The 26,946-nt window shown below is 48.4% G+C and carries 22 protein-coding genes and 1 tRNA gene; 17 read left to right on the forward strand and 6 right to left on the reverse strand.

Annotated elements, in window-relative coordinates; translation table 11 throughout:
• Nucleotides 1-67: 67 nt before the first annotated feature.
• Nucleotides 68-1,120, forward strand: coding sequence for a response regulator (locus R3289_RS15335; RefSeq protein ID WP_318926642.1), 1,053 nt, complete (start codon nt 68-70; stop codon nt 1,118-1,120).
• Nucleotides 1,121-1,212: 92 nt separating this feature from the next.
• Here the strand turns inward: R3289_RS15335 and R3289_RS15340 are convergent, their stop codons facing one another.
• Nucleotides 1,213-2,604, reverse strand: a complete 1,392-nt coding sequence (locus R3289_RS15340; protein WP_318926567.1) for a peptide MFS transporter — start codon at nt 2,602-2,604, stop codon at nt 1,213-1,215.
• Nucleotides 2,605-3,027: 423 nt separating this feature from the next.
• Between R3289_RS15340 and rfaH the strand changes: the two genes are divergently transcribed.
• Together rfaH and galU are read left to right on the forward strand one after the other, a co-directional pair.
• On the forward strand, nt 3,028-3,525 hold the full coding sequence (gene rfaH, locus R3289_RS15345; RefSeq protein ID WP_318926568.1) for a transcription/translation regulatory transformer protein RfaH: 498 nt from the start codon (nt 3,028-3,030) through the stop codon (nt 3,523-3,525).
• A gap of 368 nt (nt 3,526-3,893) precedes the next feature.
• Nucleotides 3,894-4,802, forward strand: coding sequence for a UTP--glucose-1-phosphate uridylyltransferase GalU (galU, locus tag R3289_RS15350; protein WP_318926569.1), 909 nt, complete (start codon nt 3,894-3,896; stop codon nt 4,800-4,802).
• Between the two features lie 52 nt (nt 4,803-4,854).
• Here the strand turns inward: galU and folD are convergent, their stop codons facing one another.
• Nucleotides 4,855-5,712 carry a bifunctional methylenetetrahydrofolate dehydrogenase/methenyltetrahydrofolate cyclohydrolase FolD gene (gene folD, locus R3289_RS15355; protein WP_318926570.1) on the reverse strand — a complete coding sequence of 286 codons (858 nt, stop codon included), beginning with the start codon at nt 5,710-5,712 and terminating at the stop codon, nt 4,855-4,857.
• 389 nt (nt 5,713-6,101) lie between these two features.
• Between folD and R3289_RS15360 the strand changes: the two genes are divergently transcribed.
• From R3289_RS15360 to R3289_RS15395, 8 genes are all read left to right on the forward strand, one after another.
• A tRNA-Arg gene (locus R3289_RS15360) sits at nt 6,102-6,178 on the forward strand.
• Between the two features lie 576 nt (nt 6,179-6,754).
• A complete protein-coding gene (gene tig, locus R3289_RS15365) occupies nt 6,755-8,056 on the forward strand; it encodes a trigger factor (RefSeq protein ID WP_318926571.1) in 1,302 nt (433 codons plus the stop codon).
• 105 nt (nt 8,057-8,161) lie between these two features.
• The gene (gene clpP, locus R3289_RS15370) at nt 8,162-8,785 is read left to right on the forward strand and encodes an ATP-dependent Clp endopeptidase proteolytic subunit ClpP (RefSeq protein WP_318926572.1); all 624 of its coding nucleotides are present in this window, start codon (nt 8,162-8,164) and stop codon (nt 8,783-8,785) included.
• Nucleotides 8,786-8,901: 116 nt separating this feature from the next.
• Nucleotides 8,902-10,182 carry an ATP-dependent protease ATP-binding subunit ClpX gene (gene clpX, locus R3289_RS15375; RefSeq protein WP_107284343.1) on the forward strand — a complete coding sequence of 427 codons (1,281 nt, stop codon included), beginning with the start codon at nt 8,902-8,904 and terminating at the stop codon, nt 10,180-10,182.
• 137 nt (nt 10,183-10,319) lie between these two features.
• Nucleotides 10,320-12,692 (forward strand): endopeptidase La, encoded by a 2,373-nt coding sequence (gene lon / locus R3289_RS15380; RefSeq protein ID WP_318926573.1) that lies wholly within the window; start codon nt 10,320-10,322, stop codon nt 12,690-12,692.
• 240 nt (nt 12,693-12,932) lie between these two features.
• Nucleotides 12,933-13,205, forward strand: a complete 273-nt coding sequence (gene hupB / locus R3289_RS15385; protein ID WP_107284345.1) for a nucleoid-associated protein HU-beta — start codon at nt 12,933-12,935, stop codon at nt 13,203-13,205.
• Nucleotides 13,206-13,433: 228 nt separating this feature from the next.
• Complete coding sequence (gene ppiD, locus R3289_RS15390; RefSeq protein ID WP_318926574.1) at nt 13,434-15,326, forward strand: peptidylprolyl isomerase; 1,893 nt, start codon at nt 13,434-13,436, stop codon at nt 15,324-15,326.
• A 139-nt stretch (nt 15,327-15,465) separates the two neighbouring features.
• Nucleotides 15,466-15,753, forward strand: coding sequence for a ComEA family DNA-binding protein (locus R3289_RS15395; protein ID WP_318926575.1), 288 nt, complete (start codon nt 15,466-15,468; stop codon nt 15,751-15,753).
• Between the two features lie 72 nt (nt 15,754-15,825).
• On the opposite strand, the gene rrtA is transcribed toward R3289_RS15395, so the two are convergent.
• Nucleotides 15,826-16,365, reverse strand: coding sequence for a rhombosortase (gene rrtA / locus R3289_RS15400; RefSeq protein WP_318926576.1), 540 nt, complete (start codon nt 16,363-16,365; stop codon nt 15,826-15,828).
• A gap of 9 nt (nt 16,366-16,374) precedes the next feature.
• Here rrtA and R3289_RS15405 point away from each other — a divergent pair, with 9 nt between their 5' ends.
• Nucleotides 16,375-16,992, forward strand: a complete 618-nt coding sequence (locus tag R3289_RS15405) for a tRNA-uridine aminocarboxypropyltransferase (protein WP_318926577.1) — start codon at nt 16,375-16,377, stop codon at nt 16,990-16,992.
• Between the two features lie 54 nt (nt 16,993-17,046).
• Here R3289_RS15405 and R3289_RS15410 read toward each other — a convergent pair whose 3' ends face one another.
• The 3 genes from R3289_RS15410 to R3289_RS15420 all read right to left on the reverse strand — a co-directional run bounded on the left by R3289_RS15410 (nt 17,047) and on the right by R3289_RS15420 (nt 20,339).
• Complete coding sequence (locus tag R3289_RS15410) at nt 17,047-18,414, reverse strand: anti-phage deoxyguanosine triphosphatase (protein ID WP_318926578.1); 1,368 nt, start codon at nt 18,412-18,414, stop codon at nt 17,047-17,049.
• On the reverse strand, nt 18,414-18,998 hold the full coding sequence (yfbR, locus tag R3289_RS15415; protein ID WP_318926579.1) for a 5'-deoxynucleotidase: 585 nt from the start codon (nt 18,996-18,998) through the stop codon (nt 18,414-18,416). The genes R3289_RS15410 and yfbR overlap by 1 nt, the downstream gene beginning before the upstream one ends.
• Nucleotides 18,999-19,124: 126 nt before the next feature.
• Nucleotides 19,125-20,339 (reverse strand): pyridoxal phosphate-dependent aminotransferase, encoded by a 1,215-nt coding sequence (locus R3289_RS15420; RefSeq protein WP_318926580.1) that lies wholly within the window; start codon nt 20,337-20,339, stop codon nt 19,125-19,127.
• Nucleotides 20,340-20,604: 265 nt separating this feature from the next.
• On the opposite strand from R3289_RS15420, the gene R3289_RS15425 reads away from it, so the two are divergent.
• The 5 genes from R3289_RS15425 to menE all read left to right on the forward strand — a co-directional run bounded on the left by R3289_RS15425 (nt 20,605) and on the right by menE (nt 26,922).
• Nucleotides 20,605-21,957 carry an isochorismate synthase gene (locus R3289_RS15425; protein ID WP_318926643.1) on the forward strand — a complete coding sequence of 451 codons (1,353 nt, stop codon included), beginning with the start codon at nt 20,605-20,607 and terminating at the stop codon, nt 21,955-21,957.
• 83 nt (nt 21,958-22,040) lie between these two features.
• A complete protein-coding gene (gene menD, locus R3289_RS15430; RefSeq protein WP_318926644.1) occupies nt 22,041-23,747 on the forward strand; it encodes a 2-succinyl-5-enolpyruvyl-6-hydroxy-3-cyclohexene-1-carboxylic-acid synthase in 1,707 nt (568 codons plus the stop codon).
• Nucleotides 23,731-24,549 carry a 2-succinyl-6-hydroxy-2,4-cyclohexadiene-1-carboxylate synthase gene (gene menH, locus R3289_RS15435; protein WP_318926581.1) on the forward strand — a complete coding sequence of 273 codons (819 nt, stop codon included), beginning with the start codon at nt 23,731-23,733 and terminating at the stop codon, nt 24,547-24,549. The genes menD and menH overlap by 17 nt, the downstream gene beginning before the upstream one ends.
• A gap of 4 nt (nt 24,550-24,553) precedes the next feature.
• Nucleotides 24,554-25,528 carry an o-succinylbenzoate synthase gene (menC, locus tag R3289_RS15440; RefSeq protein WP_318926645.1) on the forward strand — a complete coding sequence of 325 codons (975 nt, stop codon included), beginning with the start codon at nt 24,554-24,556 and terminating at the stop codon, nt 25,526-25,528.
• The gene (gene menE / locus R3289_RS15445) at nt 25,516-26,922 is read left to right on the forward strand and encodes an o-succinylbenzoate--CoA ligase (protein WP_318926582.1); all 1,407 of its coding nucleotides are present in this window, start codon (nt 25,516-25,518) and stop codon (nt 26,920-26,922) included. Before menC ends, menE begins: the two co-directional genes overlap by 13 nt.
• Nucleotides 26,923-26,946 lie beyond the last annotated feature (24 nt).

Genomic DNA, 26,946 nt, shown 5'->3' on the forward strand with positions numbered 1-26,946 from the left:
AAATAGTATCAACTCCCCCGAAAAAAGTCAGGGTGTCGCAAACCATAACTCATGGAGAACACAATCGTTGCTAGAAGGTAAAGATATTCTTGTTGTAGAGGACGATCCTGTTTTTCGTCGGATGATATGTGGTTTTTTGCAAAGCCAGGGGTGTGCGGTGCGAGAAGCTGATGATGGCCTGAAAGGATTGCAAGCCTTGAGGGTGGCGATCCCTGATGTTTTACTGTGTGATTTGGCAATGCCGGTGCTATCGGGAATGGAATTTGTCGAAGAGATATCGGTTCAGTATCCGATGGTTCCTGTCATCGTGATTTCGGGGACCGGTGATATGGCTGACGTGGCAACAGCATTGCGTCACGGGGTAAAGGATTTTCTCATCAAGCCGCTGGATAATATAATGGTGCTGCAGTCTGCACTTTTATCGGTATTAAAGTCTCAGGACTGTTGTACCGAAAGCCGTGACTTTTCCAGCCAATGGTTTGGTGTAGGTGAAGACAGCAGCGTTGTCGATGAAGAGCTCGAATGGCATATTCAGGAACTCCAGTCTAACCCTAAAGCTGCTCGGGAATTGCTGGTCGGCTTAATGCCGGATACAGAATCTAAGCAGGGAGACTGGCAGCTGAATTACTGTGTCTTGCAATCTGCCGATGTGCCGCCTGTTCTCCTGGATTATACTTGGTTGATGGATGGTCGACTGGCATTTTATCTGGTTGATTCTGCCGCCGGTGGGAACAAAGGCACTGCCACCACATTGCTGCTCCGCGCCTTTTTTAATGATTATCTGCGTACCCGGATGGCGGAAGAAAATGACCTGGCGCATTTAATCAACCTAATTGAAAAGGGGATGCAGCATTCAGGGTATGCGTCACCGATTAAGGGATTGTTTGGTATTTTTGATGCGTGTGACCGAAGCCTGACCGTTGTTTCCGCCGGGCTGGGGGCTGTTTTACAAACCAGTGAAGGGATGCATTCTGTCATGGCGCAATCGTGGCTCGGAGAGTGCGCTCAGAGCAACGACATTATTCAATTGCAGTTATCAGAGTCGGGTGGACGTTTGTCATTAAGTGAAATTGGTTCGGCTAGTTTCAGTGTGACGTTAAAGAGACTGGAGTCGGCGTAAAAGATGCAAGAATTTGCTCAAAAAGAGCCTGTTGATATAAAAAATAGCCAGCAGCGAATGTGCTGGCTACTCTGTGTTGAAGCTTCGTTAGATTAAGCTTCTACTGCGTTCCCTTCGATCACGTCATCTTCAATAACCTGACCTTCTGCACCATGCATCCAGTGAATTAACTGGTTTGAACACAGTAGCAGTAAAGCACCAGCAACGGTTGCCGCGATGGCAATACCGCTGAAAATAGCCATCGGACCTGCTTCACCAACATTTGCACCAATAATACCGGCGACATAGTTAGCAACCGCATTGAAACCGAACCATGCACCCATCATCAGTGAAGCCAAGCGAAGCGGTGCCAGCTTAGTGACCATTGACAGGCCGATAGGAGACAGACACAGCTCGCCCAAGGTGTGGAAGAAGTATGCACCAACCAGCCAGAACATTGAGGTTTTCACCGTAATATCACCACCTTGCTGAGTTACTGCACCGATCATGCACAGGAAGCCGATGGCAAGGAAGAACAGAGCCATGGCAAATTTAGCCGGAGAGTTTGGCTCTTTAGGCCCCATTTTTACCCACAATGCCGCAATCACAGGGGCAAGCGTAATGACAAAGAACGGGTTAAGTGACTGGAACCAGGCTGCAGGTACTTCAAAACTGCCAATCATACGATCAGTGTAGTGCTGAGAGAAGATGTTCATCAGGCCGCCGGCTTGCTCGAAGCCTGCCCAAAAGATGACCACGAACAGACCCATGATCATGATAACTTTCAGACGATCGCGCTCTTGTGCGGTCAGTGGCTCTTTTTTACCGGATTTATTCATTGCTGCAGCACGCTTTGCGGCAGGCTCTTTACCGATATCGCCCAATAAGCGCTCGGCAAAAATAAACTGCATCACCAGACTGATCAGCATACCGATACCGGCAGTCAGGAAGCCAGCTTTCCAGCCGTATGCGGTAGATGCTGAGCCAGCAATGATCCCCGCCATTAGAGCACCAAGGTTGATACCCATATAGAAAATGGTAAAGGCACCGTCACGTCGGTTATCGCCATCTTTATAAAGATCGCCGACCATGGTTGAAATATTCGGCTTGAACATACCATTACCGACGATGAGCAGGCCAAGGCCCGCATAAAAAGCGGTGGCTGCGTGCGGGTCAATAATACTGTTAGGCAGAGCAAGTGTAAATTGACCCAAGGCCATCAGCACACCGCCGATCATAATTGAGCGGCGCTGGCCCAAGACGTTGTCGGCAATCCATCCACCAATTAAAGGGGTAATATAAACCAGGCCGGTGTAGATGCCGTAAAGACTCAGTGCGTCTTGAGTTGACCAGCCGAGGCCGCCATTGATTGTCTTATCTGTCAGATAAAGAACCAGAATCGCACGCATAGCGTAATAGGAGAAGCGTTCCCACAGTTCGGTACCAAACAGTAAGAACAAACCTTTCGGGTGGCCCAATAAGGTACCACTACTTTGATTGCTCATGATTATTCTCTATGTAATATTATTTGTGTGTTTGCTAATGCTGCCCATTTTATAATGCACAAAATATTACTCTGCAAGCGTTCACATTAGCAGAACAAAGCGCTAACATTGTAAGTTGTTGAATTATAAGTAAGTGTGCATATTGCAGGCAAAAATGGAAAATAACTTTTCATTGTGGGTTTTGGTTAAATACACCTTACATACTGGTATTGTTGGTCGTATATCTTATCTATTTCTTTCTGTTTGGGTTTAAATCTCGATATTTTTAATTTTTAATGGTTTTTACAAATGTAACATAATGGGAAGGGCTTCGGAGAAGTAGGGATCGCAATTTGAAAGGCAATTAGTTTTATAAGTTGTTCTTTATTTACGAGTACTTATAATTTAATCCAGTTGATTTATTGCCTGTTGGTCGGGAATGTTATGAAAGGTTGGTACCTTCTTTATTGTAAACGTAGTGAACAAGAGCGTGCGGTGCTTAATCTTGATCGTCAAGGGGTTGAATGTTACTACCCGCAAGTGACAGTGCAAAAAATTGTCCGAAGCAAACGGGTGGAAGCACCGGAACCTCTGTTCCCGAGTTATATTTTTGTCTATTTTGATCCGGAAACCCTGAGCTTTACCACAGTGCGCTCGACTCGAGGTGTCGCGGACTTTATTCGCCAGGGGGCAAAACCGCAACGTGTGCAACAAGAAATTGTTTATGGCTTGATGATGAACGAGGATAGCGAAGAACATCAGAAGCAACTTTCCAGTTTCCCGAAACCGGGAGAAACCCTAAAGCTGGAGCAAGGACAGTTCAAAGGGATCGAAGCTATTTACCAGGAAGCGGATGGGGAAAAACGTTCATTTATGCTGATCAACTTGCTGGGTAAGCCTGTTAAAGTGAGCGTCGAAAATAAAGATATCGTGAAAAAATAGCCGCCGTTTATTCGGTTCCCTCGCAGGTTATTCTCTGTGACGTGGTGGGGTAATATACCCAAACCACTTCAAGATGCAGAGTTCAGCGAGAATTCAGTGACTTTTAGGCAAGGCAGCCATATGAGCGAATAGGCGTCTATTTGGAGTATGGCTAACGCAGTATAAAAGCCACTGAAACTCGCCCTTTGGGAGCTCCTCTGGAAACGCACTTCAGCGAAAAATGTTCTTGAAAGGAAACGACCCTTCCTGCACACATTTTGCTTGAATTGAATTCCCAGAGGAAGCTCTGAATCACGCATATTGAAGTGGCTTGGGTATAGTTATTTGTTATAGTTGCTTCGTCTCGTTAAATACTAATGGAAAATAGAATGTCGAATACCTCTCCGGTTCGTAAAGCCGTTATTCCTGTCGCAGGCCTTGGAACCCGTATGCTTCCGGCAACCAAAGCAATTCCAAAGGAAATGTTACCCATAGTCGATAAGCCATTGATTCAGTATGTGGTTAACGAGTGCGTCGCGGCTGGTATTAAAGAGATAGTACTGGTCACGCATTCATCAAAAAACTCTATCGAGAACCATTTTGATACTTCGTTTGAATTGGAAGCGACATTAGAGAAGCGTGTTAAACGTCAACTGCTTGATGAAGTGAAGAGTATCTGCCCGAAAGATGTGACGATTATGCATGTGCGACAAGGTCAGGCTAAAGGTCTAGGTCATGCTGTCCTCGCTGCCCGTCCATTAGTGGGTGATGTGCCTTTTGCGGTTGTGCTGCCGGATGTCATTCTTGATGATTTGGCCTGTGATCTGAGCAAAGAAAATATGGCGGCGATGATTCATGCCTTTAACACCACCAAGATCAGTCAGGTACTCGTGGAGCCTGTCCCGATGGCAGAGGTTGCCAATTACGGTGTGGCAGACATCAATGGTACTGAACTCAAGCCGGGTGAAACGACGGCGATGACTAAAGTGGTCGAAAAACCTGCGGTTGAAGAGGCGCCGTCAAATCTTGCTATTGTGGGGCGGTATATATTACCCGCTGAGATTTGGGATCTACTGGCGAGAACACCGGTTGGTGCCGGTGATGAAATTCAGCTGACGGATGCGATTGATATGCTGATGGAATCTCAGCAAGTGAATGCGTTCCACATGTCGGGTAAAAGCCATGACTGTGGCAGTAAGTTGGGTTATATGCAGGCCTTCGTAGAATACGGCCTACGCCATAGCAGCTTGGGTGATGATTTTAAAGCGTACCTGAAAGAATTAGGTAAAACGCTGTAAGGTGAAGATTAAAAGGGAAGCTTAAGCTTCCCTTCTTTAATCTCGTTTCTAATCAGTCCGAATGATACTGCTCGCAAGCCAGTAGGGTGTTTTCAATCAGAGTCGCGACCGTCATCGGGCCAACACCGCCGGGAACTGGGGTGATGTATTTCGCCTTCTCGCGAGCAACATCATACTCAACATCTCCGACAAGCTTACCGTTGTCTAATCGGTTGATGCCAACATCAATAATCGCCGCACCTTCCTTGATCCAATCACCAGGAATAAAGTTAGGTTTACCGACCGCAATGATCAGAATATCGGCCTGGCGAACGTGGTGCTCAAGATCCTGAGTAAAGCGATGACAGGTAGTCGTTGTCGCGCCGCCTAACAAAAGCTCTAATGTCATTGGACGACCGACAATATTAGAGGCGCCAACAATAACAGCATGCTGACCACGAACCGGGATATTATAGCGCTCTAATAACGTCATGATGCCTTTGGGAGTGCATGAGCGTAATTTAGGGATGCGCTGACATAAACGGCCAACATTGTATGGATGAAATCCGTCAACGTCTTTTTCCGGGTCAATCTGCTCAAGTATTTTTGTGGTATCAATACCAGCCGGTAGTGGCAACTGAACCAAGATGCCGTCAATATTGTTATCTGCATTCAGTTCATCGATTAATGCCAGAAGCTCAGTTTCTTTGGTTGTTGCCGGAAGATCGAACGATTGTGAAACAAAACCAACTTCTTCACACGCTTTACGTTTACTGCCGACATAAATCTGTGAGGCCGGATCTTGCCCTACCAGTATCACGGCTAAACCTGGAGCTCGTAATCCAGCTGTAATTCGCGCCTTTACTCGCGCAGCAACTTCTTGTCGAACCGTCTGGGAAATAAGTTTTCCATCAATAATTTGAGCGGTCATGATTATCCTTTTGGGTAATTCCCGGCTTATTTGCAAACTAGGGCGTCTTAATATGTCATTAATTGCTTGAGCGTAAACCAACTATCGATAAGGCTAAGAGCGTACTTCGAATATGGCTATATAGCGCTGGTTAGTGCAATACATTGTCGCAGATAATGTGATTCAGATCCACCGCGCAAACGATTGCGCGCTGGGTGCTCACGATCTGTTTTGGCTGTTATAAAGCGGGGAGCGAATAAAACAGCAGCGCTAACTGCTTAAATTAAAGTTGGTTTGTTGGAAGTTTGAGCGGTTGGTGTTTTAGATGAAGGAAATAGACTAAAAAGCGTTGACGTTAAGATTGAGCGACGTATAATTTTGCCCCGTAACACAGTGTTACGTTAAATTATGCGCCCTTAGCTCAGCTGGATAGAGCACGTCCCTTCTAAGGATGTGGTCGCAGGTTCGAATCCTGCAGGGCGTACCATCTTCCTTTTGCACTCCTTGATTCACTAAGTTCCCCATTCCGATGAGTCCGTCGCTTCATACTTCTTGGCTTTTGTCTGATCCCTTTATTCATTTACGTAAATCGCTTTAGTACCTGTTCAGATTACTGGGTATGTAGCAATGTCAGTTACCACAACGTAATGAGAAAAGCGCTAAACGTATTGCTTGATAATTGTTCAATGAGTCAATAGCTTCAACATAACTCAGTGATTGGTCATGGCGCGATTCGATGGTTTTTCGGGCTATTGATTAAAAAAATCATGATTGAGTCGTTTATTTTCACTTTTTACCCTTGAAAATGGTTTTTTTGCCCCTATGTTGTGGAACAGTTGTATTTTGATCGCTGTTTAAGCCTTCTGTCTCGACGACAGGTGAACAGGTCGCTATAATGCGCGTTTGGTTTCTAGCCCTGTGGTTTTTTCCAGAAGTGCTAGGAATTATCAGAATTAAAGGCGTTATGGTTTTTTTGCCGTAACACGAAAGGATGCCACCGTCAGTAAATGACTGATCGGCAACATCACTCAGAAAAGCTGAGTAAGATTTGAGGTTAAATAAAATGCAAGTTACCGTTGAAACCACTGAAGGCCTAGAGCGCCATCTAACTATCACAGTTCCTGCCGCTAACATTGAAGATGCAGTAACTGCAGAGCTGAAAAAAATTGCTAAAAATCGTCGTTTCGATGGTTTCCGTCCGGGTAAAGCCCCTATTAAAATGGTTGCTCGTATGTTTGGCGCTTCTGTTCGCCAGGACATTCTAGGTGAAGTGATGCAGCGTCACTTTATCGAAGCAATTGTTAAAGAGAAAATTAATCCAGCAGGCGCGCCGACTTTTACGCCAGTTGAGATTGCTGAAGGTAAAGATCTTGTCTTTAAAGCGTCTTTCGAAGTATATCCTGAGATCGAGTTAGCGGGTCTTGAGAAGATTACTGTTGAAAAACCAGCCGTTGAAGTAAAAGACGAAGATGTTGCGAACATGCTTGATACGCTACGTAAGCAGCAAGCAACGTGGTCTGAAGTTGAAACACCAGCTGTTGCAGACAGCCGTGTGACTATCGATTTCACAGGGTCTATTGATGGTGAAGAATTCGAAGGCGGTAAAGCTGAAGGTTTCGCACTAGCAATGGGCGAAAACCGCATGATCCCTGGTTTTGAAGATGGCATCGTGGGTAAGAAAGCGGGAGATGAGTTCACTTTGGAAGTGACTTTCCCTGAAGATTACCACGCTGAAAACCTAAAAGGTAAAGCAGCATCTTTCGCAATCAAACTGCATAAAGTTGAAGCGAAAGAACTACCAGAGCTAACGGAAGAATTTGTAGCTAAATTCGGTGTTGTCGATGGTTCTGTTGACGGTCTTAAAGCGGAAGTTCGCAAGAACATGGAACGTGAACTGAAGCAAGCCGTTAAAGGGCGCATCAAAGAGCAGGTTCTTAACGGTCTGGTTGAGCAGAACAATATCTCTGTGCCATCAGCGTTGATTGATCAGGAAATCAATGTACTTCGTCAACAAGCTGCACAGCGTTTTGGTGGCGATGCGAAGAACACCCCTGAACTACCACGTGAGCTATTTGAAGAGCAAGCTCAACGTCGCGTTGTTGTTGGCCTGCTAATCGGTGAAGTGATCAAAGCTGAAGGACTAAAAGCTGACGACGAGCGTGTTAAAGCGCTAATCGCAGAAATGGCTTCTGCTTACGAAGATCCAACTGAAGTTGTTGCTTACTATGAGCAAAACGAGCAGCTAATGAACAACATGCGCAATGTTGCTCTTGAAGAGCAAGCGATTGACGCACTATTAGCAAAAGCTCAGGTGACTGAAAAAGAAGTTGGCTTCAACGATCTTATGAACCAGCCAGCGGCTTAATTTGCTGAAATTACTGTAGAGATTTGACTTTGTTTCAAATTTTCTGCTAACAATGGTCCGTGTGAGTATTTTCATTCGGGCCATTTATTTTAGGGAAATAACGTTATGAGCTACCAAGAAAAAAACGCCATGTCTCCGATTATGGATGCGCTGGTTCCTATGGTGGTCGAGCAGACTTCTCGTGGTGAGCGTTCCTACGACATTTATTCCCGACTACTGAAAGAGCGTGTGATTTTCCTGACCGGTCCGGTTGAAGATCATATGGCCAACCTAGTAGTTGCACAGCTTCTATTCCTAGAATCGGAAAATCCAGATAAAGATATTTTCCTTTACATCAACTCACCGGGAGGTTCGGTAACGGCTGGTATGTCTATTTATGACACCATGCAGTTTATTAAACCAAACGTCAGTACAGTATGTATGGGCCAAGCGTGTTCTATGGGCGCATTTCTGCTAGCGGGCGGCGCTGCGGGTAAGCGTTACTGCCTGCCGAGCGCTCGTGTTATGATCCACCAGCCGTTAGGTGGTTTCCAGGGACAGGCATCGGATATTCAGATCCATGCGCAAGAAATTCTGACTATCAAACATAAACTTAACACCTTACTTGCTAATCACACAGGTCAACCTCTTGAAGTTGTCGAGAGAGATACTGACCGTGATAACTTTATGTCTGCTGAGCAGGCTGTTGAGTATGGTTTGGTAGATGCTGTTTTGACGCAACGTGACTAATTCTGATTATTTTCTCGGTTGCGCGACTTTAGTCGTGTGGCGGAGCAAAATAGCAAGAGTTGTTATACACTCAAAACAAGGCAATGATGGGTTTAAACCCGAAAAGAGGTTAGCGAATGACAGATAAGCGAAAAGAGAATGGTAGTGGAAAACTGCTGTATTGCTCTTTCTGCGGCAAAAGCCAACATGAAGTTCGTAAGCTGATTGCTGGCCCTTCTGTGTATATTTGCGATGAATGTGTTGATCTTTGTAACGACATTATTCGCGAAGAAATTAAAGAAGTGATGCCTAAGCGCGACGGCAATGAGCTTCCGACTCCGCAAGAAATTCGTTCAAACCTGGATGATTACGTTATTGGTCAGCCGCATGCTAAGAAGGTGTTGGCGGTAGCGGTTTATAACCATTACAAACGTCTTCGTAATGGCGACACCACGAGTGAGGGTGTTGAGCTGGGTAAAAGTAATATTCTGCTGATCGGTCCGACCGGTAGCGGTAAGACGCTGCTGGCTGAAACACTGGCACGTATGCTGGATGTACCATTTACGATGGCTGATGCAACCACGCTGACTGAAGCGGGTTATGTTGGTGAAGATGTTGAAAATATCATCCAGAAGCTGCTGCAGAAGTGTGATTACGACGTAGCGAAAGCTGAGCGCGGAATTGTTTACATCGATGAAATTGATAAGATTTCACGTAAGTCTGATAACCCGTCGATTACGCGTGACGTATCGGGTGAGGGTGTTCAGCAAGCACTACTGAAATTGATTGAAGGTACTGTTGCTTCGGTACCACCTCAAGGTGGCCGTAAGCATCCGCAGCAGGAATTCCTGCAAGTTGATACGTCTAAGATCCTATTTATCTGTGGCGGTGCATTTGCCGGCCTGGATAAAGTGGTTGAACAGCGCATATCAACCGGTACTGGTATTGGTTTTGGTGCTGACGTTCGTTCGAAAGACGAAAAGAGCACTCTGAGCGATCTGTTTGCGCAAGTTGAGCCACAGGATCTGGTTAAATACGGCTTGATCCCTGAGTTCATCGGTCGTCTGCCCGTTACGGCAACGCTGAACGAGCTTGATGAAGCGGCGTTGGTTCAAATCCTGCGTGAACCTAAGAATGCATTGACTAAGCAATATGCGGCATTGCTTGAACTTGAAAACGTTGAGCTTGAATTCCGCGATGATGCACTGGTTGCCATTGCTCGTAAAGCGATGGAGCGCAAAGCGGGAGCCCGTGGTTTGCGTTCAATTGTTGAGGCGGTTCTGCTCGATACGATGTACGAATTGCCATCAGCGGAAGGCGTCAGTAAAGTTGTAATTGACGAGTCAGTGATTAACGGTGAGTCAGATCCATTGCTGATCTACGAAAATACCGGAAATCAAGCAGCTGGCGCAGAGTAATTGTTTAATAACTACTCAGATGTCTAAAAAAAAGGAGGCTTTTGCCTCCTTTTTTATTTTCTGTTGCATCTCCCGTTGAATCTTGATGCTTTACCCCCATATACTCAATAAAGAGTCTAAAAGGAAGAGAGAATAATATGAACCTGGAGCGTTCTGAACGCCTTGAAATCCCGGTTCTGCCACTGCGTGATGTGGTGGTATACCCTCATATGGTGATTCCATTGTTTGTGGGCCGGGAAAAATCAATTCGTTGCCTTGAATCGGCAATGGATAATAATAAACAAGTTCTGCTGGTCGCCCAGAAAGAAGCGGCCACTGATGAACCTTCGATTGACGAATTGTATGATGTCGGCACGGTTGCGACGATCCTTCAGTTGCTGAAGCTGCCTGATGGCACGGTGAAAGTACTGGTTGAAGGTCAACAGCGAGCAAAAGTTGAAAACTTAACCGATGATGACTTCTTCTGTGCTGAAGCTGTGTTTCAGATCACACCGGAAATGGATGAGCGCGAGCAGGAAGTTTTGGTTCGCACTGCTATTAACCAGTTTGAAGGCTTCATCAAGCTCAATAAAAAAATTCCGCCAGAAGTCTTAACGTCGCTAAACGGCATCGACGAAGCGGCACGCCTGGCTGATACGATTGCCGCGCATATGCCTCTGAAACTGGCAGACAAGCAAAAAGTACTCGAAATTATTGATATTACAGAACGTTTAGAGTTCTTAATGGCAATGATGGAATCTGAAATCGATCTGCTTCAGGTCGAAAAGCGCATTCGTGGTCGCGTTAAAAAGCAGATGGAAAAAAGCCAGCGCGAGTACTACTTAAACGAACAGATGAAAGCGATCCAGAAAGAACTGGGTGAGCTTGATGACGCACCAGACGAATTCGAATCGCTCAAGGCGAAAATCGAAGAGTCGAAGATGCCTGCAGAAGCCCGTACAAAGACAGAGCAAGAGTTGCAGAAGCTTAAGATGATGTCACCGATGTCGGCCGAAGCGACCGTTGTACGTGGCTATATCGACTGGATGCTCAGTGTTCCTTGGCATAAGCGTTCAAAAGTAAAGAGAAACCTGGCAAAAGCCGAGGAAGTTCTTAATGCCGACCATTATGGTCTGGAGCGCGTAAAAGAGCGTATTCTTGAGTATCTGGCGGTACAGACCCGGATCAATAAGCTAAAAGGCCCAATCCTTTGTCTTGTCGGTCCTCCGGGTGTAGGTAAGACCTCGCTGGGGCAGTCAATTGCCGCCGCGACAGGGCGTAAATACGTACGAATGGCATTGGGCGGCGTGCGTGATGAAGCTGAAATTCGAGGCCACCGTCGTACTTATATCGGCTCTATGCCGGGCAAGCTGATCCAGAAGATGGCCAAGGTGGAAGTGAAAAACCCACTGTTCCTGTTAGATGAGATCGATAAGATGTCTTCTGATATGCGGGGTGATCCTGCATCTGCACTGCTTGAAGTGCTTGATCCAGAGCAAAACAATGCCTTTAACGATCACTATCTGGAAGTGGATTACGACCTGTCTGACGTGATGTTCGTGGCGACCTCGAACTCAATGAACATCCCTGGGCCGCTGCTTGACCGTATGGAAGTGATCCGTCTGTCGGGATATACCGAAGATGAAAAACTCAACATTGCCAAGCGTCACCTGCTGAATAAGCAAATCCAGCGTAATGGCTTGAAAGAGGGTGAAATCGAAGTCGAAGACTCTGCGTTGATTGGGATTATCCGTTACTATACGCGTGAAGCGGGTGTGCGTAATCTTGAGCGTGAAATTTCAAAACTATGCCGTAAAGCGGTTAAAGAAATTCTGCTGAACAAAGATGTCAAGAAGGTGTCTATTAACCAGGATAATCTGAAGGATTATCTCGGTGTCCAGCGTTGCGACTATGGCAAAGCCGATGAAAGTAATCGGATCGGTCAGGTCACCGGCCTGGCATGGACAGAAGTCGGTGGCGATTTACTGACCATTGAAACGGAATCGATGCCGGGTAAAGGTAAGCTGACTTATACCGGTTCATTGGGTGACGTGATGCAGGAGTCGATCCAGGCGGCGATGACTGTTGTCCGTACTCGTGCCGAGCGGTTAGGGGTTAATCCTGACTTCTACGAGAAGCGTGACATCCACGTTCACGTTCCGGAAGGCGCTACGCCTAAAGACGGCCCAAGTGCGGGTATTGCGATGTGTACCGCTCTGGTTTCGAGCCTGACCGGTAATCCGGTACGTGCTGATGTTGCGATGACCGGTGAAATCACCCTGCGTGGTGAAGTACTGCCGATTGGTGGCTTGAAAGAAAAACTACTCGCGGCACACCGCGGCGGCATTAAAACGGTACTCATTCCAAAAGAAAACGAACGTGATTTGGAGGAGATCCCAGATAACGTAATCGCTGATTTGGAAGTCTGTCCGGTACGTTGGATTGATGAAGTGCTGACAATAGCATTGCAGAACAATCCCACCGGCATTGAGCTGGTAAACGCGCAAAACAGTGACATGCAGCAAAGTTAAGTAAAGAAAAAACGCTTTCAGGTACAAAAAGCCTTGTCAGCGTTTTTTTGTGTCGCTATAAGTTAGGTCTAATTTTCTGTAAGCTCAATAATATCAAGGCTTACACGCATTATTGGTGTTGCGTTCTGGTATTATTAGGGCCTGATTCAAATTTAATTGTTCGTGGCAAGACTTCGTTCTTGCAGGCATTTTTCGTCGATAATGTCTCTTACGGACAATCTTCATTGAGGGGATGAAATTGTGAATAAAACTCAGTTAGTGGATAAAATTGCTGAAAGTGCTGATATCTCTAAAGCGTCTGCTGGTCGTGCTTTGGATGCATTTATTGACGCTGTTTCTGACACGTTGAAAACCGGTGATCAGGTTGCGCTTGTTGGTTTTGGTACTTTCTCAGTACGTGAGCGTGCGGCACGTACGGGCCGTAATCCGCAAACCGGTGAAGAGATCCAAATTGCTGCTGCAAAAGTACCTGGTTTTAAACCAGGCAAAGCGCTTAAAGACTCTGTAAACTAAACAATAGGGGTTAGCCCTGTGTTTGTGCTGTAATTCGTACAGTTCAAATATCAATGCTGGTTGTTTTTATAACTAAGCAGAACTGATGAGGGCGCATCAAGTTGATGCGCTTTTTTTCTTTTACTTGTATTATTTTGTATCAAGGTGACGTTTCGGTGGCTGTTACTGCCCGCCGGAGGCATCTTCATACAGCCATGCCAGCTCGAACAGTAGGAGATACGGCAAATCATGATGGAGCGACTGCGCGAAGGCGTTAACAGCATTTGGGTTAAGATTATTCTTAGCCTGATTATTTTCTCTTTTGTCTTTGCTGGCGTTGGTAGCTACCTTGCCGGTGGCAGCCAACAAGCTGCAGCAAAGATTGATGGTCAGGAAATCAGCCAAAGCCAATTTGAACAGGCTTATCAGAACGAGCGAAATCGTATGCAGTCACAGTTAGGTGACTATTTTGCGACGCTTCTGGGCGATCCTGAATACGTTAAACAATTCCGTCAAAGCGTGCTTGATCGCATGGTCAATGACGTTTTAATTGAGCAGCGCGCGAATGAATTAGGTTTACGCATCAGCGACGAGCAAATTCGTAACGCGATTGTTTCCATGCCTGAATTCCAGCGTAATGGTCAGTTTGATAACGACATGTACACAACGCTACTGCGCCGCTCGGGTTTTTCACCGGAGCAATTCGCTGAATACATTCGTAGTGATATGCTTCGCCAGCAGTTCCTTACGGCGATTCAGGGCAGCGACTTTGCACTAAGCAGCGAACTGACGGCTCTGCGTAAGCTAGAAGCGCAGCAGCGTGTTATTCGTAGCCTGACATTGGATCTTGCTGAGTTCACCAAAAATGCAGACATTTCTGAACAAGAAGTCACCGCATTTTATGAGCAGAACCCGCAGATGTTCACCCGTCCAGAGCAAGTAAAGGTGGCATACATTGAGCTTTCTGGTGAGGGTCTGAAAGACAGCATTGAAGTATCAGATGATGATGCTAAAGCTGACTACGCTGATCATAAAGAAAAGTACAGTACAGCGGAACAACGCCAGGTAAGTCACATTCTGGTTCAGGGGGATAGCAGCGAAGCGAAAGCGAAGGCTGATGATGTCATGGCTCAGCTGAAAGCCGGTGCTGATTTCACTCAGCTGGCGCAATCCTCTTCTGATGATACGTTCAGTGCTAAAGACGGCGGTAAGCTGGATTGGTTTGAACGTGGAGTGATGGATCCTGCGTTCGAAGATGCAGCATTTGCATTGGAAAACGACGGCGATATTTCTGAAGTCGTGAAATCATCGTTTGGTTACCACATCATCAAATTGAACGCAGTAAAAGCATCAGATGTGAAGCCATTTGCCGATGTTCGTGATGAGATCCTTGTGTCACTTCGCGAACAGCGTGCTGCTGAATATTTCTATGATATGCAGACTCAGCTTGCCGAGACTGCCTTTGAAATGCCGGACTCTCTGGATGACGCTGCAGCCGCGGTAAATGTAGACGTTCAGCATACTGAATTCTTCTCTCAGAATGATGCACAAGGTGTGCTGGCTAACCCGGCTGTATTGCAGGCGATATTCAGTGCTGAAGTGCGTGAAGATGGCCTGAATTCAGATGTGATCGAAATTGGTCCTGAGCATGTTGTGGTGGTACGCGTTGAAGATTCACGCGACGAAGCGGTACTGCCGTTTGCAGAGGTTTCTGCTGCCGTGAAAGCTCAGCTGGCCAGCCAGAAAGGTGAGCTCAATGCGCAAGCGAAAGCGGATGAAATCATCGCGGCACTTCGCGCGGGCGACGACGCGGTTCTTGCAACTGAGGGTTTACGTTTCGCTGAAGAGCAAACCATTAGCCGCTCAGGTCCAGATCGCATGGTGTCTCAGGTTGCATTTGGTTTACCTAAACCAGCGGAAGGCCAACCTGTCTATGGCATGACGCGTGATATGTCCGGTAACGTGATGATCATTGCACTGGATAGCGTGATTAACTCTGATGTCGAACCGGTCGCTGTCGATAGCCAGTTTGCCACTCAGGTAGAGCAGATGAACGCCCAGCAAGATACAGAGGCAACACTGCAAGTGCTTCGCGCTACTGCAGAGGTTAGTTACCCATTATTGGAAACGCCTGCCAACTAATTGAAATTTATATTTCTGTTAACGGGCCGCCTTTGTGCGGCCCGTCTTTTTTCTGGACATTAATAGTATTTTATACTTTCCCGTTATTCTTTAATCGCTATGCTGCATGGACATCATAAAGTGTAATAAGAGGAAGAAGATGAACCAGGTAATGAAAGCCGTCGTGTTTTGCGCCGCAGTGGTGTTTGCCCCGGTGGGGTTGGCTGCAGGCGATGCTCATGAAGGCATTGAAATCACCATTAACATCAATCAGGCTAATGCTGAAGAGCTGGATAAGTTACTGATAGGTATCGGACCGGACAAAGCCGAAAAGATCATTGCGTACCGTGAGACCAATGGCAATTTCAAAACAGCGGAAGATTTGCAAAAGGTCAAAGGGATTGGTGTTTCAACCGTTGAAAAAAACCGTCAGCGTATCAAGCTGTAGTAGGCAATACTAATCGGTATGAGCATGGAGGAGCGTAGTTTGAGGTACTTCTTCAGTTGCCCCCGACAGGTATTACTTCTGACGCTGAGTATAGCCAGCAATCAGACCGGTAACCGCCCCAATCAAATGAGCTTCAATTGCCACTCGCGCCCCGATTAATGCCGCTGAGCTAGCCGCCCCGCCATAGTATTGCTCCCAGCCTATTTTGAAAGTCAGGCCAGCTAATAGCAGCCATCCTCCTTTGGTTTGAGTACGAAGATCTCTTACTGCTCCCCATGCAAATAAGCCATGAAGGACGCCTGACAGACCCGCATACCATTGAATATCCGTCGCAAAGAGACCGATCCCAATGACAAGAGAAATTAACAGAATAAGGACGGTATAATGTTTTGCACAGAAATGGGCGCGGAAAATAAAAGTGATAACGATCAGTGCCAGGCTGTTCATTACCATGTGAGGCCAATTGGTATGGGTGAGATTTCCTGTTAGGATCCGCCATATTTCGCCGTGAGCAATAGTCTCGCGATCCCAGGCGATCCAGGATTGGATGACGGGCCATTGTGCAAGAAAACTGAGACTGATGGCGATAACTAAATAAGTACGAATAGACAAGGCAACCTCATGAGCCGATATTGTGAACAGTGCGGAAAGGCGAAAAAAGCCTGCATTTGTCGCTGGATCCAAGTTATTGATGCTAAAACTGAACTGTGGATTTTACAACACCCTTCTGAACTTAATCGGGCGATTGGTACTGCGCGGATACTCACCCTGTCATTACCCACAGCCCGGCTATGGGTCGGTGAGGACTTTTCTCAGCATGATGAGTTAAATGCGTTGCTTGCTGAATCTGGCCGAGAAGTCTGGCTGGTTTATCCCGGCGAGGACTCGGTGCCGATTTCCCGACTGGCATCGACGCGTCCGGCAAAAGGGGCCATCCGGACGCTGATCCTGCTGGACGGTACCTGGAAGAAAGCCTATAAAATGTGGCAGCTTTCAACGAACTTGCACCATTTGCCAACCGTAAACCTGGATAATGTCGAATCCGGCAACTACCGGATACGTAAATCCCCGAAAGAACAAGGCGTATCAACGGTTGAAGCCGGTTACCTGGCATTGACTGCACTGGAGGGCCAGTCCGAGACGTTTGCGCCACTGCTCGGTGTATTTAATCAGATGATTGATTTTCAGATCCGGCAGATGCCGGCGGGGATCTACGAGAAGCACTACGGTGAAAAGTAGGGGCAAGAGCTCGAGCTTCTCATCTCTGGTTATCTAGAACCTCGTGACTCAACCTCAAAGCCCATGCCCCTCGCTTCCGAGCGACACCGCGGTGGTCGGCAGGAAAAGGGTGCTGTATAGCCGTTGGGAAAAGCCGTCGGTCATCCCGGAAATGTAGTCTGCAATGATCCGGTACTCGTTATCTCCCTGGCTGACAACGTGCAGCCAGCGCTCGCGGGTACTGGCTGGCAGCAGTCGTTCCGGGTCGGAGGCAAAGGCATCAAACAGCTCCATGACTAATTGCTGGCCTTTGTATTCCAGCAGCTGGATTTCAGGCTTCTTCACCACGTATTCGCTGACAAAGTGTTTCAATACTGCGAGCACGCGCTCCATCGGTTCAGTCAAATAAGCATTCCATTTCAGCAAAGGCTCTTCAAAACTATGGAGACCGTCTTGAATGGTCGGACCGATCTGAATCGATGTCAGCAGGGCGTTCACCATTGCACCGATTGCATCTTTTCGTTGGTAATGGGTGCCAAACAGCTGTTCACTGATTTCTGTGGTTCGCTCCTCAAGCCAGGGTTCACCGCAATCAGCGAGCTTGCTCGCAACGGCATCGTGCCACTGTTCACGACTGACAATGCCCATCACAATGGCATCTTCCAGATCGTGGACACCATAGGCGATGTCATCTGCCAGCTCCATGATCGAACAATCGAGCGATTTAAAGTGCGTTTTCTGGTGTTCACCGGGGTCGGTCCGCTCACTGCGCATCTGGCCGAACAGAGTTCTATCATGCTCGGATAGCGGGGCTAAGACCCAGTTGAATACACCGCTATCATCGTTATAAACCCCTTTTGCCGGATGCCAGTCTTTGGCCTTGAGATGGCGGAAGTTACTGACTTCGGCTGGCTGTTCAATAGCGCGGGTCTGGCTGATAAAGGCCGGATACTTGAGTAAACCGAGCAGACTGCGGCGAGCGAGGTTCATGCCAAAGTGCTCGGTATAAGGTTCCAGTAAGCTCACAATACGAAATGTCTGGGCATTACCTTCAAACCCGCCGTGATGGCGCATCATGTAATTCAGGGCGACTTCGCCGCCATGACCAAAGGGCGGATGGCCGATGTCATGGGCCAGACACAGGCTTTCCATTAAGCTGCTCGTCGGCAGCAAATCCCGAAACTGCGGCTGTTTAATTTTGAGCTGAGCAACAATGCCGGTGCCGATTTGTGACGCTTCCAGTGAATGGGTCAGCCGGGTACGGTAAAAGTCATGGTGGCCGGCCCCGTGCACCTGTGTTTTTGCCTGCAGACGCCGAAAGGCCGCGGAGTGAAGAATACGAGCCCGATCCCGCTGATAGACCGAACGGTGATCATTGCGACGCATTTTCTGCTCGTTACTTTTTCGCTGTTCCCACTCGGGCTTCAGGGCAAATTTAGTCATTAACTGATGTCATCCAGGGTTAGATTGAAACTATCGACAAAAGTCGCTAGAAAGTATTCCATCTCAGGGCTAGAGCGGTCGGCTAATGTTTTTTCTAACCGTTTTTTTGCCTGGGTAAACTCATGGTTACCCGCATTGAGCTCTTCGAGGCATTTCAGGTAAGCACACAGGGAATCAGCCTGTTTGACGATAGCATAGTCACCCTGATCGATAGCCTGGCTGTCTAATAGCGGGGCATAATCTTCACGGAACTCTTCTGGCAGCATCGAAACCAGCTTCTGCTCTGCGGCAAGTTCTATCTTTTTGTACTCTTCAGCAATCGCCGGGTTGTAGTATTTTATCGGGGTCGGCATGTCGCCGGTTAAGACCTCACTGGTATCGTGAAACATGCCGAGCAGTGCAATACGCTCAGGGTTAACATGACCGCCGAACTTACGGTTTTTAATCAAAGCCAGGGCGTGGGCGACAAAGGCAACTTGCAGGCTATGCTCAGAAATATTCTCTGTTGCGACACACCGCATCAAAGGCCAGCGCTGAATAAGGTTCATGCGAGCAAGGTGAGCAAAAAAATGACTTTTTTCCATATCGATACTTCTTCGCTGCTAGGGGGAAAGAATGACTTGGTTCAGTCATAAAGGTAACAGAATTATCGATGAGGTAAACAAAAGCCCCAGTAAAAACTGAGGCTTGAGTTGGAAGCTTGACGGTAATTACTGGCGATAGCTGTGTAAGAAGCGCTCCAGGCGGCCGATGGCAATCTCAAGATCATCAACCCGCGGCAGGGTGACAATGCGGAAATGGTCCGGCTTTTTCCAGTTAAAACCGGTCCCGTGCACGATCAGTACTTTTTCCTGCTGCAGAAAATCCAGCGCCATGCGCTCATCGTTCACAATATTGAATTTCTTAGGATCAAGCTTAGGGAAAAGGTATAAGGCTCCCTTGGGTTTGACGCATGAAACTCCCGGTATCTGAGTGATCATTTCATAGGCTTTGTTTCGCTGTTCAAGCAGACGGCCACCGGGCAGGATCAGCTCGTTAATACTTTGATAGCCCCCAAGCGCGGTCTGAATTGCATGCTGCATTGGAACATTGGCGCACAAGCGCATGGATGCGAGCATATCCAGCCCTTCAATATACTCTTTCGCGAGATGCTTAGGGCCGGACAGCACCATCCAGCCTGCGCGGAAGCCGCAGACGCGATATGACTTTGACAGCCCGTTAAAGGTGACACAGAACACATCTTCTGCCAGCGGGGCAATAGAGGTATGTTGTGCCCCTTCGTATAAGATTTTGTCGTAGATTTCATCGGCAAAAATGATCAAATTATGCTTGCGGGCAATTTCGACCACTTCAAGCAGAAAATCACGGCTATACACGGCACCGGTCGGGTTGTTCGGGTTGATCAGTACTATCCCGCGGGTATTGGGGGTGATTTTCTTTTTAATATCGTCCAGATCCGGATACCAATCCGACGACTCATCACAAATGTAATGAACCGGATTACCGCCTGACAGCGATACCGCAGCGGTCCATAGCGGATAGTCGGGGGAGGGGATAAGGATTTCATCGTGGTTATCTAACAGCGCTTGCATTGTCATTACAATCAGCTCTGAAACGCCGTTACCGACGTAAACATCTTCTACATCGATATCAAGCAGCCCGCGTTTTTGATAATGCTGCACAATGGCTTTACGAGCAGGATAAATGCCTTTTGAGTCACAATAACCTTGTGAGGTCGGCAGGTTTCGGATCACATCGACCAGGATCTCATCGGGTGCATCAAAGCCGAACGGGGCGGGATTGCCGATATTTAGCTTTAAAATTTTATGGCCTTCTTCTTCCATGCGCTTGGCATGTTTAAGAACGGGGCCACGTATGTCATAACAAACATTATTCAGCTTGGAGGACATCCCGATATTGTGCATTTGGTTAACCTGAGAATTATTATGTAATACCAACAAATTACACTATAAAACCGTGCAAAAGAAAGCCCCTGCAGTAAAAAATCAGGTGAAACGATATTATATGTAATTAAATACTTTTTCAGGGAGTGTGATCTGCTACAGAACAGTTTTCCATGCGGGTAATAAGTAGGGTAGAATAGTCGATTCACTATGTGGTTATGCTATTTAACTAACATGAAGGTAGAACTGCGTGCCCAGTGAACGGCACATCTACAATCAGCCAGGGATGAGCCTTTATGGTGCTACAGAGCTGAGTGAGGTTACCTTGATTGCGCTACAAACTGCCATTGAAGTTTTAATCGATAAAATTCAACAAGCGTCAGATACAACCCAACGTTTGACGGTATCACTGGATTTACCAGCAAATACCGACCTGATTGATTGGATGGAATCCCAGCCGCTCTTCCCGAAATTCTACTGGCAGTCCCGTGATAGCCGTGAAGAGGTTGTTGCATTAGGTCAGGTCAAAACGTTTACCGACCCGATGGTCGCTGAGAAAGTGCTGTCTGATGATCAGCGAATTTGGGGCGGGCGTTCGTTTGACGGACGAACCCGTCGAAATCGTCGCTGCCTGTCTTCTTTTTTCTTCCTGCCACTGCTTGAAGTTATCCGTATCGATGGCAGCAGGCACCTAGCTGTTAACCTGCCTGCTGAGAAAGAGAAATTGTTGCTGGCTTTAGCGCAAGTTACTACCACAGCGAAAAAGATGCCGGGTATCCGCAGCACGATCATTGGCCGCACCGATACGCCTGATTTTTCCGGCTGGTCGACGATGATCAGTCAGGCGCTTGAAGCCATTTCGCAACAAGTCTTAGACAAAGTGGTGCTGGCCCGTCGTACGACGCTTCAGCTGGACACGCCCGTCGCACCAGCACAATTACTGAAAGCCAGCCGAGCCAGCAATAGCAACAGCTTCCACTTTATGATGGCGCTGGATGAGAAACACAGTTTTATCGGTTCGACGCCGGAGCGTTTGTTTTTACGCCATGATCGCGAACTAAAAACCGAGGCATTGGCGGGAACGGTAGGTCGCGGTCTGAATGCGGTGGAAGATAACCAGTTAGCCCAGTGGCTGATGGCCGACACGAAGAACCGTTACGAGAACCGCTTAGTGGTGGACGACATTGTCGGCCGTCTGGTTCCTTGCTGCGAATCTATGGATGTTGCGAAAGCACCGGAGCTGGTACGGTTACGTAAAGTGCAGCACATAAAACGCGGTATTGAGGTGCAATTAAACGAGCACGTCTCCAGTGCCGACCTACTCGATAACCTGCAGCCTACGGCGGCGATTGCCGGATTGCCTCGCGATCAGGCGCTGAGCTTCATTACCGAGCATGAACCGTTCGCACGCGGCTGGTATAGCGGTGCGGTGGGGTTTATCAGCCGTCAACGCAGTGAATTCTGTGTTGCCATTCGCAGTGCATTGATCATGGGCGAAGAAGTGCACGTTTTTGCCGGAGCCGGTATTGTTCCGGGATCAACCGCTGATAGCGAGTGGATGGAACTGGATCGTAAAACCGCCACATTATGCAGCTTGCTCGAATCGGATGAGCCGGAACTGGAGCGAGTATCTGCATGACTGAAGGGCTATTGACCTCGCACGCTTTGACCTTGGAAACATCGACCTTGGAAACACCGGCCTTGGAAGCTGAGCGCTTGGATATGAAACAACAGCAAGCGGCACTGAATAAGCTGTGGGCTGGCTTGATGTTAGAAGAGTTGGCCCGGCTGGGCGTTAAACATATCTGCATCGCACCCGGCTCTCGCTCGACGCCGTTAACGCTGGCGGCAGTCGATAACCGCCAGCTGACGATCCATCCTCATTTTGATGAACGTGGACTTGGCTTTCTGGCTTTAGGCTTAGCCAAGGCGACCCAGGAACCGGTCGCCGTTGTGGTGACGTCGGGAACGGCCGTCGCAAATTTACTGCCCGCGGTCGCAGAGGCCGGTTTGACCGGTGAGAAACTGGTGTTGCTGACATCTGACCGACCATTGGAGCTCATTCAGTGCGGGGCGAATCAGGCGATCCGCCAGTCAGGTATTTTTTCACAGCATGTGACCGCCTTTCATGATATCCCGTCGCCGACATTAGCGGTGTCTCCAGCCTGGCTGTTAACGACCATTGACGAAGCCATGCAGCAACAAAAGCTGCAGGGCAGTGCTGTCCACTTTAACTGTCACTATCCTGAACCACTCTATGGCGATGACGCTGATTTTACTGAATATCTTAGCCCGTTAGGAACCTGGCAGGGTGATGTTCAGCCTTATACCATGCACAGTCAGGCCGCCGGCCATCACATTTCGATTGATGCGTATAAATGGCAGTCGCTGACCGAGCGCAAAGGCATTGTGATTGCGGGCCGGTTAGAGCCCGAGGCGTTGCCAGCGGTCCAAGCATTGGCCGAAAAATTGGGCTGGCCATTATTGGTTGATCCTCAAGGCGGGGGCAGCAGCGACTGGGCGGGGTTTGATGTCTGGATGCAAAATGCTGAATGTCATAATTTTCTCAAGCAAGCCGACACCATCGTGCAATTTGGTGCCCGCCTGGTTTCTAAGCGCCTGCTGCAGTTAATCGACAATTCTGATTGGGAACAATACTGGCTGGTGGATCCGTTAGCCGGGCGGCTAGACCCCACTCATCGGCGTAGTCATCGTATTCAGGCAAATATTAAGCAGTGGGCGACGTTCGCGGCTGAGCAGTCACTAGCCAGTACTCATTCTGGTTGGGCTGAGCCGCTACAGCTCGCTTCCAGCCGCTACTTCGACATGCTAGCGGTGCACTGTTCAGAGCTTACCGAGATCACTCTTGCGGCGAATTTGCCCCGGTGGCTACCGGAGAGTACCGAGTTATTTCTCGGCAACAGCCTGATCGTTCGCCTGCTTGATATGTGTGGAAAATTGCCGCAGACCGCGACATTTTCCAACCGCGGCGCCTCGGGTATTGATGGTTTGATTGCGACAGCTGCCGGGGTATACAAAGCCAGGAAAGCGCCGCTGTTATGCCTGCTGGGGGATACGTCACTCTTGTATGATCTGAATTCATTGGCGTTACTTCGCGAGGTTTCACATCCTGTCGTGGTTCTGGTGACGAACAACGATGGTGGCGGGATCTTTGATTTGCTGCCGGTACCGGAGCAGCAGCGGGAGGATTTCTACCGAATGCCGCATGGGCTGGAGTTCAGTCATGCGGCGGCGATGTTCGGGTTAGGGTATTATTGTCCGGATTCGCTGGAACAGGCGGAGCAAATGTGTCGTCAGGCATTGAGCCAGAGCGGCCCGACGCTGATTGAAGTTAAGACCCCTCCGGGTCAGGCCGGACAGTTGTTAAAAGCGTTATTTGCCGAGATCAGAGATGCCTCTTTACTCTGAAAGCTATGGTGTCAGGCATGATCTTCGCTGGCCGCAACCCACCCTGGTGTTTCTGCACGGATTACTGGGATCCGGGCGGGACTGGCGCCATGTCATCAATGCGCTGTCCCCGCATTATTTCTGCCTGACCATTGATTTACCCGGACATGGTAACAGCCAGATGTTATCGGCGGCTGATTTTGTTCAGGTTAATCAGCTGATACACCAAACGCTGGCTCACCGCCATATCACCTCTTATGTGTTGATCGGCTATTCAATGGGCGCACGGCTGGCGATGTATCATGCCACTCACCCTTATCTTGAAAGCTCAGCCCGATTGGCCGGTATGATCCTGGAAGGTGGTCATTTCGGGCTGCCGCCAATAGAATGTGCCGCAAGATTTGCAAATGATGAAAAATGGGCGCAGCGTTTTACCCGTGAATCACTTGGCAAGGTTTTACCTGATTGGTATCAACAACCTGTCTTTTCGTCACTGAATCATGACCAAAGACAAAGTTTGATACTGAAACGGAGTGATAACCTTGGTTCCGGTGTTGCACGTATGCTGCTTGCTACATCCTTAGCAAAGCAGCCCCCGCTGCAAGAAAAATTAGCAGCACTATCCCTGCCCGTACTCTATGTCTGTGGCGAGCAGGACAGCAAATTCAGACGTCTGGTCGAGGGCACCGCATTCGATTATCGGGTGATCCCGTCGGCGGGACATAATGTGCATGTTGAACGGCCTCATGAGTTCAGCACGGTAATTAATAATTTTGTAAAACAGATTGGAATTAAACATGGCGAGAGTCATAAGGCAGGCTGAAACTATGCGTAGTGTTAAGTTGTATCAATACCAGTTACCCATGGATTCAGGCGTTATCTTACGCCATCAGCGTTTAGTCACTCGTGACGGCTGGGTTGTCGAATTACGTGATGGCGAAGCAGTCGGTTATGGTGAAATTGCACCATTGCCAGAGTTTAGCCGGGAAACAGTCCAGCAAGCCGGAGAACAAGCTCAGCAACTGCTGGAAGCCTGGATCGAGGGGGACAACCTTGATCTCTCTCAGGCATTTCCATCCGTTGCATTTGGTCTGAGCATGGCACAACTTGAACTCGCTGGCGGGTTGCCTGCTGAAGGCAACTATCTGGTGGCCCCGCTGTGTTCTGGCGATCCCGATGATCTGATTGTCCGACTGAATGAGATGCCCGGCGAGAAAGTGGCAAAAATAAAAGTGGGTATGTATGAAGCGGTCCGTGATGGGATCGTGGCTAACATGTTCATTGAAGCTATTCCGGAAATAAGATTGCGCTTAGATGCAAATCGCCAGTGGACACCGGTTAAGGCTCGGCAGTTTGCTAAATACGTGAAACCTGAGCACCGAGCAGGTATTGCCTTCCTGGAAGAGCCTTGTAAGACACCGGCTGACAGTCTGGCTTTTTCCCAGGAAACGGGTATTAACATCGCATGGGATGAAACCGTACGTGATGAAGGCTTTGAGGTAAAGGCTGAACCCGGCGTGGTGGCAATCATTATAAAGCCGACGCTGGTGGGCTCCGTACAACGCTGTATTGAGCTGGTCAGCCAGGCGCATGCCGCAGGCTTAACCGCGGTGATTAGCTCCAGCATAGAATCCAGCCTGGGTTTAAACCAGCTGGCACGGCTGGCAGCATGGCAAACGCCGGGGGTGATCCCGGGACTGGATACTATGCAGCTGTTTGCGGCTCAGCTGGAAACACCGTGGCCGGACAGTAATTTGCCGGTGACGTCTTTAGCAACACTTGAGGCGGTATGGCAGAAGTAAGTTACGACTTCGCCACATGGCCCTGGCAACATTGGGCATCAGAGCGGTCGTCAGCGACCGCTCTTTCGTTTGGCGAACAACACTTCAGCTGGGCTGAAGTTACGGCACGGGTTGACGAGTATGCACAATGCCTGCTTGAGCAGGGGGTCAAGCGTGATCAGTTGATTGCGGTTGTCGCCCCCAATTCGATTCAGGTTTTATGGCTGCTGCTGGCAACCTTGCGGGTAGGGGCACGGTATGTCGGGTTGAATCCTCGTCATACCGAGGTTGAGTTAAATGCCCAGCTTGATCAGTTACAGCATGATTTTATCTGGTATCCGGCAAAAACAGTACATCCGCTTATCTCGGGCCAGCGATTGTATTTACTGCCGCCGCAGAATCCCCGATTGGTTCCTGTAACCTGGCAGCCAACACGGCCGGCGACAATGACTTTTACCTCGGGCTCGACAGGAACACCGAAAGTGGCGGTCCATAGTGCAGGCAATCATTTAGCCAGTGCTGCCGGCCTGCTGGCGTGGATGGATTTCGCCCAGGATGATAGCTGGTTACTTTCACTGCCGTTATTCCATATTTCAGGTTTGGCGATAGTCTGGCGCTGGTTATACCGTGGTGGCAGGTTGGTTGTGGCACGGCCTGTCGACTTTGACAGGGCATTAACTCAGGTGACTCACGCCTCTCTGGTGCCGACCCAGTTACAGCGTTTTCTGGCATATCAGGAACGCGACCCCTCGGTAACTTTTAGGTTAAAAAAGGTACTGCTAGGTGGTACTGTTATCCCGATAAGCCTGACTGAACAGGCCGAGCTTTCCGGCATCAATTGCTGGTGTGGCTACGGTATGACGGAGATGGGATCGACTGTGACCGCGAAAAGGGCTGATGCCAGCGGCGGAGTCGGTGCGGTCATACCCAACCGTGAACTGACGTTGAAAAATGGCGAGATTTTCGTGCGCGGTGCAACCTTGGGCTTGGGCTATTACCGGAATAAAACAATATTTCCGGCCTGCGAAGGTGAATGGTTTGCAACCCGTGATTTAGGCGAATGGCGAAATGAAGAACTGCATATTATCGGGCGTGCCGACAATATGTTTATCTCCGGAGGCGAGAATATTCAGCCTGAAGACGTGGAACGGGTTTTACTGGCTCACCCTGATATCAGGCAGGCATTTGTGTTGCCGGTTGAAGACTCGGAATTTGGCCAGCGCCCGGTGGCCATTGTCGAGCCCGGATCGGTATTAACCGATGAGCTGGTCAATAACCTGCAAGCTTATATGGCAGAGCAGGTTGTGACGTTCAAGCGGCCAATTTGTTATTACCCGTTACCCGAAGGTTTTGCCAAATCAGGCATAAAAGTATCACGGGAAAAACTGAAACACTGGTTGATTTGCCAGCTTTGAGATTTAAGAGATACAAGCGAGTAT

The organism is Photobacterium sp. (genome assembly GCF_033720175.1).
In the GTDB taxonomy this organism is placed as follows: domain Bacteria; phylum Pseudomonadota; class Gammaproteobacteria; order Enterobacterales; family Vibrionaceae; genus Photobacterium.

Coding starts and splice junctions, on each gene's coding strand:
- R3289_RS15340 (WP_318926567.1), bottom strand. CDS start 2,604: ATGAGCAATCAAAGTAGTGGTACCTTATTGGGCCACCCGAAAGGTTTG.
- rfaH (WP_318926568.1), top strand. CDS start 3,028: ATGAAAGGTTGGTACCTTCTTTATTGTAAACGTAGTGAACAAGAGCGT.
- galU (WP_318926569.1), top strand. CDS start 3,894: ATGTCGAATACCTCTCCGGTTCGTAAAGCCGTTATTCCTGTCGCAGGC.
- folD (WP_318926570.1), bottom strand. CDS start 5,712: ATGACCGCTCAAATTATTGATGGAAAACTTATTTCCCAGACGGTTCGA.
- tig (WP_318926571.1), top strand. CDS start 6,755: ATGCAAGTTACCGTTGAAACCACTGAAGGCCTAGAGCGCCATCTAACT.
- clpP (WP_318926572.1), top strand. CDS start 8,162: ATGAGCTACCAAGAAAAAAACGCCATGTCTCCGATTATGGATGCGCTG.
- clpX (WP_107284343.1), top strand. CDS start 8,902: ATGACAGATAAGCGAAAAGAGAATGGTAGTGGAAAACTGCTGTATTGC.
- lon (WP_318926573.1), top strand. CDS start 10,320: ATGAACCTGGAGCGTTCTGAACGCCTTGAAATCCCGGTTCTGCCACTG.
- ppiD (WP_318926574.1), top strand. CDS start 13,434: ATGATGGAGCGACTGCGCGAAGGCGTTAACAGCATTTGGGTTAAGATT.
- R3289_RS15395 (WP_318926575.1), top strand. CDS start 15,466: ATGAACCAGGTAATGAAAGCCGTCGTGTTTTGCGCCGCAGTGGTGTTT.
- R3289_RS15405 (WP_318926577.1), top strand. CDS start 16,375: ATGAGCCGATATTGTGAACAGTGCGGAAAGGCGAAAAAAGCCTGCATT.
- R3289_RS15410 (WP_318926578.1), bottom strand. CDS start 18,414: ATGACTAAATTTGCCCTGAAGCCCGAGTGGGAACAGCGAAAAAGTAAC.
- yfbR (WP_318926579.1), bottom strand. CDS start 18,998: ATGGAAAAAAGTCATTTTTTTGCTCACCTTGCTCGCATGAACCTTATT.
- R3289_RS15420 (WP_318926580.1), bottom strand. CDS start 20,339: ATGCACAATATCGGGATGTCCTCCAAGCTGAATAATGTTTGTTATGAC.
- R3289_RS15425 (WP_318926643.1), top strand. CDS start 20,605: ATGAGCCTTTATGGTGCTACAGAGCTGAGTGAGGTTACCTTGATTGCG.
- menD (WP_318926644.1), top strand. CDS start 22,041: ATGAAACAACAGCAAGCGGCACTGAATAAGCTGTGGGCTGGCTTGATG.
- menH (WP_318926581.1), top strand. CDS start 23,731: ATGCCTCTTTACTCTGAAAGCTATGGTGTCAGGCATGATCTTCGCTGG.
- menC (WP_318926645.1), top strand. CDS start 24,554: ATGCGTAGTGTTAAGTTGTATCAATACCAGTTACCCATGGATTCAGGC.
- menE (WP_318926582.1), top strand. CDS start 25,516: ATGGCAGAAGTAAGTTACGACTTCGCCACATGGCCCTGGCAACATTGG.